Source organism: Nocardia sp. NPDC023733 (assembly GCF_040639775.1).
Classification (GTDB): Bacteria; Actinomycetota; Actinomycetes; order Mycobacteriales; family Mycobacteriaceae; genus Nocardia; species Nocardia rosealba.
This window is the reverse complement of record NZ_JBFAAN010000004.1, coordinates 225533-239574: the sequence shown is the minus strand read 5'-3', so window position 1 is coordinate 239574 and position 14042 is coordinate 225533. Positions and strand designations below refer to the sequence as shown.

The following is a 14042-nucleotide window of genomic DNA, read 5'->3' as shown; positions in this document are numbered from 1 at the left end:
GATTAGAGTTCTAATGTTCGTCAAGGGTGATACTTCGAAATGGGCGGATACCATGCAGCCATGACGTCCATGCCCTCGACCGAGAGGCTGGGCACGTTTCTCAAGCGTGCCGAGCAAGCCATGATCGCGGCGAAAACAGCCGCGCTCAAACCGGCCGGGCTGACGGTTCCGCAGTTCAGCGCACTGATGTACCTCGCCGAGAACCCTGGTATCTCGGCTGCCGCTCTCGCCCGGCTGGCGGGGGTGACGCCGCCGACGATGAATACCGTCCTGACCAATCTGCAGGACCGTGGCCTGGTCGAACGCTCACCACACGAGTGGCACAAGAATGTCCTCGAGACCCGGCTGACCGAGGCGGGCCGTGAGGTCACCGAGGCGGCCGACGCGCGCGCGATCGCGGTGGAACGCGCCGTGGCCGCCCGCTTCACCGCCGCGGAATTCGCCACGCTGACCGCGCTGCTGACCCGCACGGCACAGGCTTTCGAGGAAGTCCGCCAGGATCTTCCGTAGCAAACGCGAAGAGCCCGCCGGAGGGGTCCGGCGGGCTCTCTGGGGCGAACGGGTCAGCGTTCGGCCGCGGCCTTGATCTTGCGCAGCGTCTCGTGCATGCCCGAGACGAGATCGGCCTCGAACTTCTCCTCGCCGCCGGCGAGCTTGATCACCGGACCCATCCAGCCGGGAATTCCCTTGGGGTCGAGGGTGCGTCGCTCGACGAGGCGGGTGCCCGCGGCGGTCGGTGCGAGCTCGTAGCTCCACACGGTGTGGTTCTCGTTCATCCGGAACGCCAGCGCGGTGTTGGGGACGAACCGCACGATGCGCGAACTGGTCGGCCAGACCTTCCAGCCGTCGCGGTTGAAGTTGATGGTGCGCGCCCCTTCGCGAACCCCACCGATCGCCAGCATCTTGACCGTGGTCGGGCTGAACTCCGACATCCGGTTCAGGTCCGCGAGAATCGACCAGACCTTCTCCGGCGATGCGGCGATGTCGATACTTGCTTCGAGATTGTTCGGCAACGGTGCCTCCGGGTTGTGCGTGACGTACGGTCACACCGAGCATAGGGTCGCCGCCCGTCTCAGCCCTCCGCCCACAGTCGGATTTTGCCCCCACGACCCACGAAGCGGGGACGCCGGTTCGAGTCCGGTCGACGGGGCATCCGCCGCCCTGGTTTTCGGGGGCTTGTGGGTTCTCACAGAAAAGTGGGGGAAATTCCTTTAAAACACCTCCTATTCACATTTGGCTTCGGTATCGTCCGAGACGGCAAATCGCCAGTGACAGAAGGTCACAGAGTGTCAACTTGGAGTGCACCATGCTTTACAACATCACCGAGTCCAACTCCGGCAGCAGCGGCGACGGCGGCATCCTCGCCCTGCTGATGAGTCTGCTCACCAGCTCGATGAGCACCGGTTCGGCCCAGACCTCCGGTAACTGAGCGCATCTGAAGCAAACTTCCGGCTAACGCGCGGTAAGTCGGGAGGGCTGTCGTTGGGCCCGATCCATGACGAGGGGATCGGGCCCTTCGGTATTGTCAGCGACAATGTCACAGGATGCGAATACGGGACGAATGTATGCCGGGCAGCCCGTAGAGGACCGGCAACGCCAGCGGCGTGCGCGTTTTCTGGAGTCAGGCCTGACGGTCTTCGCGCGCGACGGGTACGCCAACAGTTCGGTCGGTGCCATCTGTAAGGACGCCGGACTGTCGTCGCGGCAGTTCTACGAGGAGTTCACCGGCCGCGAATCGCTGCTACTCGAGCTGTACGAGCAGATCGACCGCGAATCCCGCGAGGCGGTGGCTACCGCCCTCGCGGCGAAAAGCGACGCCAGCGCGATCGACCAGATCGACGCGGCCGTACGCGCTTACGTCGAGACCATCGGCACCGATCCACGCAAGGCGCGGGTGGCACTGGTCGAGGTGGTCGGCGCCGGACCCAAGGTCGAGAAGTTCCGCCTCGAGCTACGCCGGGTGTGGGGCTCGCTGCTGGCCGGCGCCGCCGAGGACGCGGCCATGCACGGCGAAATCCCGTCCGGCGATTACGAGTTGCGGGTGCTCGCCATCATCGGCGCGGTGAACTATGTGGTCGACGGCTGGAGCGGTGCCGATCCGCGTCCGCCGCTCGACGATGTGATCCAGGTGCTGAGCCGGGTGATTCTCGGCGCGGTCGGGGCTTGATGGCGCGGGTCGAGACCGTCCCGATCCAGGTACCCGACGGCACCACCCTGCCCGTGCGGCTGATTCCGGCGCGCGGGCCGCACCGTCATCCGGTGACCCCCGACGCCCCGCGTCCGGTGATCGTGATCGTGCCCGGTCTCGCCGTGCCCGGTGAGTTCTACGAATACTTCGCCCACCAGCTGTCCGGGCGCGGATTCGATGTGGCCATCGGCGAATTGCGTGGTCAGGGCGGTAGTACTCATCGTCCCGGTGCCGAAAGCACCTACGGTTACCACGAATTGGTCGCCGTGGATTTTCCGGCGATGCTGCAGGTGGTGCGCCACCGTTTCCCCAGCAGCACCCCGTACCTGCTCGGGCACAGCATGGGCGGCCAGCTGTCGGTGCTGTACGCGGCCCGGGTGCGCGGCCGACTCGGCGGCCTGATCCTGATCGCCTCCGGCACACCGTATTACCGTGGCTACCGCGGTGTGCTCGGTCCGGGGATGCTCGTCGGCACGGCCGCGGTGGCGGTCGCGTCGAATCTCGCCGGTTTCTGGCCGGGCGACATGCTCGGCAAACGGGCATACGGCCGCCAGTCCAAGGTGCTCATGTCGGACTGGGCCCGCCTGGCCCGCACCGGCCGCTTCGTTCCGGTCGGCGCCGATATCGATTACGAGGAACGCGTCGCGCGGCTGAAGTTCCCGGTGCTGTCGATCACCATCGAGGGCGACGAGATGACCCCGCAGACCTCCGCCGACCATCTGCTGAGCAAGATGCCCGCTGCCGAGGTCACCCGCCGGTTCGAGCCGGAACCGCTTGGCCACAACGGCTGGATCACCAACCCGGACTCCACCGTCGACGCCGTCGAGAAGTGGCTACGCGACCGCTGAGACGCGGACACAGACGATCGAATCGCACGGGAACAAAACCGGTTCGCTGAATACATATATTCGTCATACTGGTCCATATGCGACGAATGGAGAATCGGTGACCGACCCGGGTTCGGCGGTGCTCGTGCGTGCGCTGGCGGCCGACGCCTCGCACACATCCGAATCGGTGCGGGCGGTGACGGCGCGGCTCATCCGCGACGGTTCCCTCGCCGAGGGGATCCGGTTGCCGACCATCCGGGAACTGGCCCAGCACTGCGGTCTGAGTACCCGCACGGTCGTCGCGGCCTGGGGTGAGCTGCGCAAAGAGGGACTGATCGCCACCAATCGCCGGGGCGGCACCGTGGTGGCCGCGGCCGGGGGAATGCCGCTGGGGCGCCCCCTCGCCGAGCGTGACCTGCTCACCGGCAGCCCCGATTACGCCCTGCAGCCCGACCTGGCGCCCGCGATGCTCGCCGGGCTGCACACCGACGACCTGAACCGTCCCGGCCGCGACTACATCACCGACCGTTTGCGCGCGGCGGTATGTGACGGCTGGCCCTTCCCCGCCGAGGCGTTCGTCGCGGCGGGCGGCGGCTCGGAGGGTTTGTTTCTCGCAGTGAACGCGGCGGCCCCGGACGGCGCGCTGGTCGCGGTGGAGGAACCGGTGATGCCCGGGTTCCTGGATACGCTGACCGAGGTCGGATATCGGGTGATCGGGATCGCCGCCGACGAGCAAGGGGCGCTGCCGGATTCGCTGGCCGAGGCATTGCGCCGGAGCCCGGCGGTGGTGGTGTTGCAGCCCGAAGGCGCGTACGCGACGGGCGGTGTGCTCTCGCAACGCCGGGCCGGTGAACTGGCCGAGGTGTTCGCGGCGGCGGAGGCGGAGCCGTGGATCGTCGAGGACGACGCGGTCGGACCGCTCGCCGCGGCGCAGGCACCCTCCCTGGGGAGCTGGTACCCGGAACGCTGTGTACGAGTGCGCAGCTACTGCAAGGCCTTCGGGATGGATATCCGGACCTGCGTGATCGGTGGCAGTGCCGAACTGGTCGACCGCGCCATCCGGGCCAGGGTGCACGGTATCGCCGCGAACAGCCGCATCCTGCAGAACGCCTTGGCGCACTTGATCACCGATCCTGGTGCGGCCGCGCTCATCGACACCGCCCGCGAACGCTATGCCGCGCGGCGGGCCGGTTTGATCGCGGCGCTGGCCGCACACGGGGTGGTCGCCGAGGCCGGGACGAACAGCCTGGTGGTGTGGGTCGAGGTCGCCGACGAACAAGGTGCGCTGCTCCGCTGCGCGCGGCACGGGGTGGTCGTCGGGTCGGCCGCGCGATCACATGTGGCGGCGGCGCGCGCTGCTATCCGGGTGGCGGTTCCCCAACTCCCCGACGACCCGCGACGGCTCGCCGAACTCGCGGCCCTGCTGGCGGACGCGGCGGCGTCGACGCACCGCGAATTCCTCGACTGACCCGTTCGCGGGCGGCCGGACATCGGCCGTCATGCAGCGCTCGATCGCGTCACCGAGGGTTCGCGGACTGCCGCCCCTCGGCCCTCAGGCCGTCCTGATCGCCTGGTTCGTCGACAGGGCCGCGATCCGGGTCAGGCAGTCGAGGTATCGGGGGTGGTGGACGGCGAGCGGCACGTAGTAGAGCACGTCGGTGGCCACAGGACGGTCGGTGTCCTGGGCGAGCTGCGCGGTGATCTGCTCGTTCGAACCGATGAGGATCCTGTTGTCCGTCAGATACTTTCGCAGGTCTGTGGGCTGCGGGTAGTAGCGCGGGCTCAGTGCGATGTCTGCCTCTAGAAGGGCAAGGGAATCGTGCTCGCTGTCGCCGGGGAGCACCGCCACATTCGTTCCGATCCGTGGCGTTTCCCGCGAGGCGTCGAGGTAGGCGTCGACCAGTTCGGTGACACTGCCGCCCGCACGTGCTTGTGAATTGCCGTGCGGCAGTAGTCCGTCGCCCGCGGCGGCTATCCGGCGGGCCGTGTCGATGTTCCCGGTGGACTGCCAGATCCGGGACCGCAGGGTGCCGGGCGGTGGGTAGAGGGCGATGTCGTCACCGACCTGTCCGCTGTCGAGGATGCGGTGGAGTTCGGCGACCCGCTGAATGTAGATCGTCTCCCGTTCGGCGTCGGACACACCGAATCCCGCGTAACTGGTGGCGGAATGCCCGAAACCGAGCCCCTTGCCGAGGCCGAGTTCGAGCCGTCCGCCGCTGAGCGCGTCGGTGACGGCCGCGTCCTCGGCGAGCCGGACCGGATGCTCGAAAGGCACGGTCACCACCCCGGTTCCGAGCCGGATGTGATCGGTGTGCTGGGCAGCGGCGGCCACGAACGGGAACACCGAGGGCAGCGCCGCGTGATGGGCCTCGAAGTGCCGTGCGGCGAACCAGACGGTGCCGAAACCGAGGCGTTCGGCGTGCACCGTGATCTCGATGGTGCGGCGGTAGACCTCGGCAACCGGTGGGCCGCTGCGCAATTGGACGAACAGGGCGCGATTCACAGGCCGTAGTGCCCTCTCAGCGTTGTGGTCTGGTACTCGGTGCGGAACAGTCCACGTGCCTGCAGCAGCGGAACGACGTGATCGACGAAAACGTCCAGCCCGCTGGGCAATTCGTCGAGCATCACGTTGAAGCCGTCGGCGGCGCCCTCGGTGAACCAGTCGGTGATGAAGTCGGCCACCTGCTCAGGCGTGCCGACGACCTTGGCGTGCACGCTTCCGGACGCGAGAAGCCGTGCGGCGCCCCGGGTATCGGCACCTGTCGCGCGCACATTGTCGAGCAGGACCGCGCGCTGGCCGCGTGAGCCCGCGTCGCTGTTCTCGTCGGGGATCTTGTCCCACGGGAACGGGGCGTTCAGGTCGAGGTCGTCGGGGGAGATACCGAGACGGTCGGCCAGGTTGGTCAGTTGCACGTCGTCGGGGATCAGGTCGAGGAGATCGCGTTCGCGTTGCCTTGCCGCGGCTTCGGTGTCGGCGAGCACGATGATCAGGCCGGGAAGCAGTTTCACGCTGTCCGGGTCGCGCCCCGCCGCGGCGGCGTGCTGTCGCAGTTCGGTGCGGCGCGCAGCGGCGGAGAGGGGGTCGACATGCGCGGAGTAGATCGCGTCGGCGGTCCTGGCGCCGAGCTCGACGCCGTGGCTCGACGCGCCCGCCTGGATCAGCACCGGTTTGCCGTGCGTTAGGGGCGGCGACTTCAGCGGGCCCGCCACCCGGAAGAACTTGCCCACATGGTCGACCGGGCGGACCACTTCGGGATCGAGGTAACGCCCGGTCGCCTTGTCACCGACGAGTGCATCCGCCGGGACCGAATCCCACAGCGCTGTGACGACCTCGAGGAATTCCGCGGCCCTGGCATACCTCTCGGCCTTCGGCAGCGCTTGGTCGAGGGAGTAGTTGCGGGCGGCGTTGTCACCGCCGGTGACCACGAAGTTCCAGCCGACCCGCCCGCCCGACACCGACGAGAGCGCCGCGAACGAGCGGGCCAGGTTGTAGGGGTCGTTGTAGGAGGTGGTCGCGGTGACGATCACCCCGATCCGGCTGGTGTGCGCGGCGAGCACGGCATGGGCGACGAACGGTTCGAGCAGGCGGCTCGGCGCGGTCCAGTCCTTGGCCTGGATATCGGGGGAATCGGCGAGGAATACCGCGTCGAGCAGGCCGCGCTCGGCGGTGCGTGCCACGTCGAGGTAGTGCTCGATCTCGACGAAGTGGGCCGCCGGCTCCGGTGCGCGCCGCCACGGGCTGCCGATGGCGCCGCCCGGAATGAGATTCGCGTTGAGAATGACATGTCTCGGCATGAGGGCTCCTAGGAATTCGACAGGGCGACAGAGGGTTCCGTTGCGAGCGGACGGGCGGGATCGGCGACCCACTGCGACAGGGAGCCGGGGTAGAGGGCGATCTCGATGCCGAGCGTCGCCAACACGAACACCTGCAGGGCCGCCGCCATCGCGCTGCCGCAGTAGCTGGCGGCCGGGACTCCGGCGTCGAGGCCGAGGCGGTGGTAGCGGGCGCGCAGCGTTGCCTCGTCGAGAAGCAGTCCCTCGTCGTCGAAGTCGTCGAAGACCGGGGCGCTGACGGCGCCGGGAATATGCCCCGGATACTCGCCCCCACCGTGGAAGTGGGCCGGCGGGCGGGCATCGAGGAGAGTGCCGAGGCTGGGAAGCTCAGCGACACCGCCTGTTTCGATGACGGGCAGTGCTCCCGGTCGCGCGATGGCGGAGGTGGCCCGTATTCCGGACGCATCGGGTTCGTTGGCGCCGTCGTTCCCGCGAGCGTCGGGCCCGCTGCCCTGTGTACTCGACGGCTCCCCGGGCCGATCCGAGGTGAGTCGGCCGCCCGCCGCCTGCCAGGCACGTAGTCCGCCGTCGAGGATGCGGACGTCGGTCAGACCGGCCCAGCGCAGCACCCACCAGGCGCGGGCGGCGGCCACCGAGCGGGCGTCGTCGTAGACCACCACCGTGCTGTCGGGCTGGATACCCCAGCGGCGCAGCGATTCCGTGAGGTGGTCCGCGTCCGGCAGGGGGCGGGCGCCGGAATCGGCGGTCGGGGTACCGGACAGATCGGCGTCGACATCGGCGAATCGCGCACCCGGCAGGTGTTCGCGCTGGTAGTTCGCGCGCTCCCCGGCCGTGCGGACGTCGAGCAGCACGAGCCGCGCGGGCGGGGCGTCACGCAGGTCGGCTGCGGAGACGAGGTGGGCGGCACGGTCGCCGGGCATCGGGGTCCTTTCGCCGATTTCGGTGTGTTCGACCGGCCGAGAATATGTAGTCCGGGTGTGGGAACACATATTTGGAGTCCGCCTGACTTTTTGTGTTCCCGTGGGTGTTTGACCGACTTATGTTTCTCCCGCCGGGTCGTCGGAACCCGGGAGATGGGAGGTCGGCCGTGACAAGCCGGATCGTCGACGCGCAGTGGGTACGGAACCGCCGCGCGGACGCCGTCGTCATCGAAGTGACCAATGGTCATGGGCCTGCCGTCATCCCGGGCGCCCGGTCCGTCTACTGGAAAGACCTGCTCTGGGACCGGTCGCGCCGCGAGTTCCCCACTGCTCGTGAGCTGGCCGACCGTCTCCACGCTCTCGGTGCCCACGCCGACGCCCCGGTTGTCTTCGCTGGAGACCCACCACAATTCGCGGCCTACGCACTCTGGGTCGCCACCGCTGTGGGAGTCGGGGGCGATCTGCGCTACCTCGATGGAGGTACCGCAGCGTGGCAGCATGACCGGGGGGAGCCTGCGCGAACGCCGCTTCCCCTCGTACCGCCCCGGTTCTCCGAGGTCGTCGTCGGCCGCGAGCAGGTTCGCGCGGCGATCGACTCTCCGGCGGTCCTGCTCGACCTGCGCTCGCCCGAAGAGTTCGCGGGACACCGCGTTTCACCGTCGTCGGAGCCGGTCGACCACGGCGCCGAGCGCCACGGGCACATTCCCGGAGCGCTGAACCTGCCCGCACAAGACCTACTCGACCCCGCGGGCCTGCTCCGGCCTATCGACGAAATCGCCGCGCGCGTAGCGGAACTCGACATCGCCGGCGCCGACGACATCATCGCCTACTGCCGGCTCTCCCACCGAGCCGCACTCGGCTGGCTGATCTTCACCGACCTTCTCGGTGACCATCGCCTCCGCGTCTACGACGGCTCGTGGACCGAATGGGGCAGCCTCGTCGGCGCTCCGGTCCACAACCCGGCCGAGGCGGGGGAGCCGACCTCATGACGGAATCACAAGCGCGGGTCGCACCGAGCTCCCTCGACCACGCGAAGGTGCGCCGAGAGGATGCCGAGGCGCGCAAGGGAATAGTCGCGAGCCGGCACCAGGTCGTCGCACGTCGTGTCTCCGGGGTCCTTCTTTCGGCTGTCGGGATGATGTGGGCGGCCGTCACGTTGGCGTTCCTCGCGGTGCACATCGCGCCGGGCGACCCGGTGACCGCGATCATGGGCGAGTCGAGTGATCCGGCCCTGCGGGAGCGGATCGAGCGGGACTGGGGGCTGGATCGTCCGCTGCTCGTGCAGTACGGCCTGCATCTGGGCCGGATGTTGCACGGTGACCTCGGCTATTCGTATGTGCGCGGCGAACCCGTGGCCGACATCCTGTTCGGCGAGCAGTTGGTGACCAGTGCGCAGCTCGCGGGGTTCGCGCTCCTGATCGCGGTGGTGCTGGCGCCGTTGCTCGCCGTGCTCACGGCGGGTCGGCGTGATGTGTTCAGCCGGGCGACCGCGACGCTGGAGGTGATCGTCGCCTCGGCGCCCCCGTTCTGGACCGGTCTGGTGCTGATCTGGGTGTTCGCGTTCACGCTGAAAGTTCTCCCGGTGACCGCGGGCAACGAATTCCAGCGGCTCGTCCTGCCCGCCGTCACCCTGGCCTTGCCGATCGCCGCTGTCCTCGCGCAGGTGATGCGGGAGGGGATAGAGCGCGCCCTGGAGCAGCCGTTCGCCCTCACCGCCCGCTCGCGCGGGATCAGCGCCACCCGGTTGCGGGTGCGGCACGGGTTGCGGCATTCGCTGATCCCCGCCGCCACGCTGGCCGGCTGGGCAGTGAGTGGACTGCTCACCGGGACGGTCGTGATCGAGGAGGTCTTCGGCCGGGCCGGTATCGGCCGGGAGACCATCGCCGCCGTCACCCATTCGGATGTGCCGGTAGTCCTCGGCGTCGCCCTGCTCACCGCCGCCATCTACCTCACCGTCACGGTCCTCGTAGACCTCGCCTACCTGTGGATCGACCCCCGCCTCCAGGAGCCGACCGCATGACCGACACCGCATCCGCTCACCTGAAAGCCGCGAAGCCGACCGGCGGCGTCGACCCGACCGCCGGCGGTCCGTCCGATGGGCGGTACAGCGAGGCCGTCGCGGTCGAGGCAGCCGACGTGCCTCGAGGGGTCTCCGAGCGGTCCACCAACGGGTCGACATCGAAGTCTCGGACTTCGGTGGGCCGGCAGGAGACGCGCGGCAAGGTGCATGCGCTGCATCAGTTGGTCGCAGTAGCCTCGAAATGGCCGCTGGGCGTGATTGTTTCGGCGGCTGTGCTCGCGTCGGCCGCCGTCGCCGCACTCGCACCGGACCTGCTGTCGGGCAGCGACCCACTGCACACCGATCTGCTCGCCGCCCACGAATCACCTTCCCTTGCACACCCGTTCGGCACCGACCAGCTCGGCCGTGACGTGCTCACCCGCGTCGTGCACGGCGCTCGGCTGTCACTGTTCATCGGGGTCACTGCGACAGCGCTGGCGGTGGCCATCGGGGTGACGCTCGGCTTGATCGCCGGAATCGGCAATCGGCTCGTCGATGCTGTCGCCTCGCGGGCGTTCGACCTGCTCGGGGCGTTTCCGGAGATCCTGCTCGCCCTGGTGCTCATCACGTTCACCGGCACCGGCACCGCCAACCTCATCCTCGCGATCGGTATCGCCGCCGCACCTCGGTTCGCCCGGGTGATGCGGGCCGAGACCCGGGCGGTGCGTGGCAGCGAGTTCGTGGCGCAGGCGGGGCTGCTCACGCGGTCGCGGGCACGGATCGTGGTCCGCCACATCCTGCCCAACGCGCTGCGCTCGCTGCCGGTGGTGGTCACCCTCGGGCTCGGCACGAGCATTCTCGGGGCCGCCGCGCTGAGCTTCCTCGGCTTCGGCCCGAAACCGCCCGTGCCGGAATGGGGTTCGATGCTGGCCGAAGCGCACGGTGATCTGCGGATCGCCTGGTGGTCGGTCGTCTTCCCCGGTGCCGCCGTCACCGTCGTCGTCCTGGCGACGACCGTCCTCGGCCGCTACGCCGGTCACCGTTTCGAGCGAAGGGCGCAGCTATGACCGACACCCTGATCCAGGTCCGGAACCTGCGCGTCGAATTCGATGGGCGTGAGGTGGTGCGCGGGGTCGATCTCGAGCTGCGCCGCGGCGAAATCCTCGCCATCGTCGGCGAATCCGGGTCCGGAAAGTCGGTGACCACCCGCAGTCTGGTCGGTCTCGCGGGCGGCCGGGTCAGCGCCGACCGGCTCGATCTGTTCGGCGCCTCGGCCCTCGACCTCTCCGAACGGCAGTGGCGTGGAATACGCGGCGCCCGAGTCGGTTTGGTGTTCCAGGACGCCCTGGTGGCCCTCGATCCGTTGCGCACCATCGCCGACGAGATCGGTGAGTCGCTGAGCGCGGTCCCGCGCAACGAGCGCAACGACCGCATCGACGGACTGCTGCGTTCCGTCGGCATCGCCGACCCGCGGGTCCGCAAGCGGCAGCGCCCGTTTCAGCTTTCCGGCGGCCAACGCCAGCGCGCCCTGATCGCCTCGGCGCTCGCGGCGGGCCCGGACGTCCTCATCGCCGACGAACCGACCACCGCCCTCGACGTGACGGTCCAGAAGCAGGTGCTCGAGCTGCTTGCCGCACAGGTCGCCGGTGGTCGGGCCATGATCCTGGTCAGCCACGACCTGGCGGTCGTCTCCTCGATCGCGGATCGCATCCTGGTGATGCGGGCGGGCGAGGTCGTCGAGGCGGGGTCCGCCCGTGAGGTCATCGAGCGACCCCGGCACGAGTACACCCGCGCGCTGCTCGCGGCCGTGCCGCACGGCAGTGCTCGCGCGCGGGTCACCGAGCCGGTTTTCACCGCGGAAGGTCTCACGAAGTCGTACCGGGGAGTTCCGGCGATCACTGATATCTCCTTCGAGGTCGGTGCGGGTGAGGTGCTCGGCGTGGTGGGTGAATCCGGGTCGGGTAAGTCGACCGTGGCCAAGATCGTCACCGGGCTGATCGAGCCCGACAGCGGTGAGATGCGCTTCGGTACCGAGCCTTTGACGCGTAGGACTCGCAAACCGGGTGAGCTGGGTCTGGTCGCACAGGACTCGGTCGGTTCCTTCGACCCCCGCTACCGGGTGGGCGAGATCATCGCCGAGAGTGTCGCGCTGCGTGTGCCGCGCCCCGAACGGCGAGCCGAGGTGCTGCGCTTGCTCGACGCCGTGCACCTGCCCGCCGACACCATCGACCGCCACCCACGCGAACTGTCCGGCGGGCAACGGCAGCGGGTCAATATCGCCCGCGCGCTCGGCGCCCGCCCGCGCCTGATCGTCTGCGACGAACCGGTGTCGGCGCTCGACATCTCCGTGCAAGCCCAAATCCTCGACCTCGTCGCCGAACTCGCCGCCACCGAAGACGTGGCGATCGTGTTCATCTCGCACGATCTGGCCGTCATCCGGCAGATCTGTCACCGGGTGCTCGTCCTGAATCACGGCGTGGTCGTCGAATCAGGTACGGCCGACGACGTTTTCGACCACCCCTGCTCGCCCTACACCCAAGCCCTGCTCGATGCCGTCCCCCGACTGGCGGTCCCGGCTCCCACAGAAAGCTCCTCGCGTGCGTAATCGCCTCACCCGACTGTTCACCGCGCTGCTGCTGGCCACCGCGCTGGCCGCGAGCGCCTGCGCCGCCGACCCCGAACCCGGCGGCGGCGGTGGTGGCCCGACCACTCCGCCGCAGGCAGGTGGCACCTTCACCATCGCCTTGCCGACATATCCGTCGCGCGGCCTCAGCCCGCACTACGGCGCGGCCTTCGACGCCTCCCAGGTGCTGCGCAACAGCTTCGACAGCTTGATCGCGGAGGACCATGACGAGCAGTTCCATCCCTGGCTTGCCACGGAATGGACCATCTCGCCGGACGGCCTGGTCTACGAATTCGCCCTGCGCAAGGACGTCACCTTCCACAACGGCGAGAAGTTCGACGCCGCGGCGGTGAAGGCGAATATCGACGCCTTGCGCAACCCCGACTACCCGTCCTGGACGGTGCTGGGCCTGCTGCAGTATTCGAGTGTGAGCGCGGTCGACGTGCTCGACCCGTACAAGGTGCGTATCACCTTGAGCACCCCGCGCGCCGATTTCCTGTCCACCCTCGGCGGGCTCAGCGGTGCCATCGTCGCCCCGAGCAGCCTGAAGGCCGACAAGCAGGCGCTGACCAGCGGCGCGGGGTTCGTCGGATCCGGCCCGTTCGTGCTCGACAAAGTGGTGCAGGGCCAGGAACTGCGGTACCGGAAGAACGCTGCCTACAACTGGGCTCCCGCCACCGCGAAACACCAGGGTGCCGCCTACGTCGACGAACTGGTGGTGAAGTTCATCCCCGAGGCCGCCACCCGCGCCGGACTGCTGCGCAGTGGTGAGGTGAACGCCATCGGCACCGTGAAGGCCACCGATATCGGCCTGTTCGACGGTGTCGGCGGATTCCAGTACGAGCAGATCGGTTCGGCCGCCTCGCCGTGGGTCATCATGCTCAACCTCACCCACGGTGCCACCACCGATGTGCGTGTGCGTCGCGCCATCGCCAAGGGTGTCGACATCGCCGCTGTCACCAAGAGTCTCACCAAGGACACCCAGCAGCGCGCGTGGAGCCTGATCTCCCCGGACAGCGCCTACTACGACCCGAAGTTCGAGAACAAGGGCGGCCCCGATCTCGACGCGGCGAAAGCGCTGCTGGCGGAGGCCGGCTGGACCGGCACCGATGCCGAGGGCTACCGCACCGACGGCACCGGCAAGCGGTTGACCGTTCGGTTGGTCGCCACCAACCCCACCTACCCCGAGGACGATTTCCTGAAGGCCTGGCAGGCCGAATTGCGCCAGAACCTCGGCATTCAGGTGGAACTGCAATTCGTCGACAACGCCCAGATCTACGACCTGCTGGCCCGCAACGACTACGAGGCCTTCCCCCGTCAGGTCGGCGGCCTCGACCTGTCGCTGCAGTTCAACCGCGCCTACGGGTCGACCACCCCCGACCTGAAATACGGCCAGATCGACGGCATCACCATCGGCTCCATCGTCGGCGGCTCCAAGCTGGCCGACCCGCAGGTGGACCGGTGGCTCGTCGACGCGACCAAAGCCACCGACCGTGAACAGCGCAAACAACTGTTCAACCGCATCACCGCCCACCTTCTCGACAATGCCGTCGCGATCCCCCTCTACACCGACCGCAACAGCGTCGCCGCCGACGCGACCGTGCACAACCCGACCTCGCTGTTCGATGCCCCTCGCAACAGCGTCAACGGCTGGGCCTACGACATCGCCGTCCGCTGACCAGCATCCTCC

The 14042-nt window shown here is 68.6% G+C and carries 14 protein-coding genes; 10 read left to right on the top strand and 4 right to left on the bottom strand.

What is annotated here, in order from left to right:
• The first annotated feature begins 60 nt into the window (after positions 1–60).
• On the top strand, positions 61–510 hold the full coding sequence (locus AB0F86_RS19560; RefSeq protein ID WP_356985352.1) for a MarR family transcriptional regulator: 450 nt from the start codon (positions 61–63) through the stop codon (positions 508–510).
• A gap of 53 nt (positions 511–563) precedes the next feature.
• Here the strand turns inward: AB0F86_RS19560 and AB0F86_RS19555 are convergent, their stop codons facing one another.
• Complete coding sequence (locus AB0F86_RS19555) at positions 564–1013, bottom strand: SRPBCC family protein (RefSeq protein WP_067484645.1); 450 nt, start codon at positions 1011–1013, stop codon at positions 564–566.
• A gap of 293 nt (positions 1014–1306) precedes the next feature.
• Between AB0F86_RS19555 and AB0F86_RS19550 the strand changes: the two genes are divergently transcribed.
• From AB0F86_RS19550 to AB0F86_RS19535, 4 genes are all read left to right on the top strand, one after another.
• The gene (locus AB0F86_RS19550; RefSeq protein ID WP_255283991.1) at positions 1307–1429 is read left to right on the top strand and encodes a hypothetical protein; all 123 of its coding nucleotides are present in this window, start codon (positions 1307–1309) and stop codon (positions 1427–1429) included.
• 105 nt (positions 1430–1534) lie between these two features.
• Entirely contained in the window at positions 1535–2167 is a 633-nt protein-coding gene (locus AB0F86_RS19545) for a TetR/AcrR family transcriptional regulator (RefSeq protein ID WP_225278400.1), read from the top strand.
• Entirely contained in the window at positions 2167–3036 is an 870-nt protein-coding gene (locus AB0F86_RS19540; protein ID WP_225278401.1) for an alpha/beta fold hydrolase, read from the top strand. The genes AB0F86_RS19545 and AB0F86_RS19540 overlap by 1 nt, the downstream gene beginning before the upstream one ends.
• Positions 3037–3133: 97 nt before the next feature.
• Positions 3134–4483, top strand: a complete 1350-nt coding sequence (locus tag AB0F86_RS19535) for an aminotransferase class I/II-fold pyridoxal phosphate-dependent enzyme (protein WP_356985351.1) — start codon at positions 3134–3136, stop codon at positions 4481–4483.
• An 84-nt stretch (positions 4484–4567) separates the two neighbouring features.
• On the opposite strand, the gene AB0F86_RS19530 is transcribed toward AB0F86_RS19535, so the two are convergent.
• The 3 genes from AB0F86_RS19530 to AB0F86_RS19520 are packed head-to-tail and all read right to left on the bottom strand — an operon-like array spanning position 4568 to position 7730.
• The gene (locus AB0F86_RS19530; protein WP_356985350.1) at positions 4568–5518 is read right to left on the bottom strand and encodes an LLM class flavin-dependent oxidoreductase; all 951 of its coding nucleotides are present in this window, start codon (positions 5516–5518) and stop codon (positions 4568–4570) included.
• Entirely contained in the window at positions 5515–6810 is a 1296-nt protein-coding gene (locus AB0F86_RS19525; protein WP_356985349.1) for an NtaA/DmoA family FMN-dependent monooxygenase, read from the bottom strand. Before AB0F86_RS19525 ends, AB0F86_RS19530 begins: the two co-directional genes overlap by 4 nt.
• Before the next feature lie 8 nt (positions 6811–6818).
• Positions 6819–7730 carry a rhodanese-like domain-containing protein gene (locus tag AB0F86_RS19520; RefSeq protein WP_356985348.1) on the bottom strand — a complete coding sequence of 304 codons (912 nt, stop codon included), beginning with the start codon at positions 7728–7730 and terminating at the stop codon, positions 6819–6821.
• Positions 7731–7897: 167 nt separating this feature from the next.
• Here AB0F86_RS19520 and AB0F86_RS19515 point away from each other — a divergent pair, with 167 nt between their 5' ends.
• Genes AB0F86_RS19515 through AB0F86_RS19495 form a run of 5 tightly spaced genes read left to right on the top strand, consistent with a single transcriptional unit; the run spans position 7898 to position 14030 of the window.
• Positions 7898–8719: a rhodanese-like domain-containing protein gene (locus tag AB0F86_RS19515; protein WP_356985347.1), complete on the top strand. Its 822-nt coding sequence runs from the start codon at positions 7898–7900 to the stop codon at positions 8717–8719.
• Entirely contained in the window at positions 8716–9750 is a 1035-nt protein-coding gene (locus tag AB0F86_RS19510; RefSeq protein ID WP_356985346.1) for an ABC transporter permease, read from the top strand. The genes AB0F86_RS19515 and AB0F86_RS19510 overlap by 4 nt, the downstream gene beginning before the upstream one ends.
• Positions 9747–10796 (top strand): ABC transporter permease, encoded by a 1050-nt coding sequence (locus AB0F86_RS19505; protein ID WP_356985345.1) that lies wholly within the window; start codon positions 9747–9749, stop codon positions 10794–10796. Before AB0F86_RS19510 ends, AB0F86_RS19505 begins: the two co-directional genes overlap by 4 nt.
• Positions 10793–12334 carry an ABC transporter ATP-binding protein gene (locus AB0F86_RS19500; protein ID WP_356985344.1) on the top strand — a complete coding sequence of 514 codons (1542 nt, stop codon included), beginning with the start codon at positions 10793–10795 and terminating at the stop codon, positions 12332–12334. The genes AB0F86_RS19505 and AB0F86_RS19500 overlap by 4 nt, the downstream gene beginning before the upstream one ends.
• A complete protein-coding gene (locus tag AB0F86_RS19495; RefSeq protein WP_356985343.1) occupies positions 12327–14030 on the top strand; it encodes an ABC transporter substrate-binding protein in 1704 nt (567 codons plus the stop codon). The genes AB0F86_RS19500 and AB0F86_RS19495 overlap by 8 nt, the downstream gene beginning before the upstream one ends.
• Positions 14031–14042: the final 12 nt, after the last annotated feature.

Bases quoted from the DNA above. Each gene is read 5' to 3' on its own strand.
- AB0F86_RS19560 (WP_356985352.1), top strand. From the start codon at position 61: ATGACGTCCATGCCCTCGACCGAGAGGCTGGGCACGTTTCTCAAGCGT.
- AB0F86_RS19550 (WP_255283991.1), top strand. From the start codon at position 1,307: ATGCTTTACAACATCACCGAGTCCAACTCCGGCAGCAGCGGCGACGGC.
- AB0F86_RS19545 (WP_225278400.1), top strand. From the start codon at position 1,535: ATGTCACAGGATGCGAATACGGGACGAATGTATGCCGGGCAGCCCGTA.
- AB0F86_RS19540 (WP_225278401.1), top strand. From the start codon at position 2,167: ATGGCGCGGGTCGAGACCGTCCCGATCCAGGTACCCGACGGCACCACC.
- AB0F86_RS19525 (WP_356985349.1), bottom strand. From the start codon at position 6,810: ATGCCGAGACATGTCATTCTCAACGCGAATCTCATTCCGGGCGGCGCC.
- AB0F86_RS19520 (WP_356985348.1), bottom strand. From the start codon at position 7,730: ATGCCCGGCGACCGTGCCGCCCACCTCGTCTCCGCAGCCGACCTGCGT.
- AB0F86_RS19510 (WP_356985346.1), top strand. From the start codon at position 8,716: ATGACGGAATCACAAGCGCGGGTCGCACCGAGCTCCCTCGACCACGCG.
- AB0F86_RS19505 (WP_356985345.1), top strand. From the start codon at position 9,747: ATGACCGACACCGCATCCGCTCACCTGAAAGCCGCGAAGCCGACCGGC.
- AB0F86_RS19500 (WP_356985344.1), top strand. From the start codon at position 10,793: ATGACCGACACCCTGATCCAGGTCCGGAACCTGCGCGTCGAATTCGAT.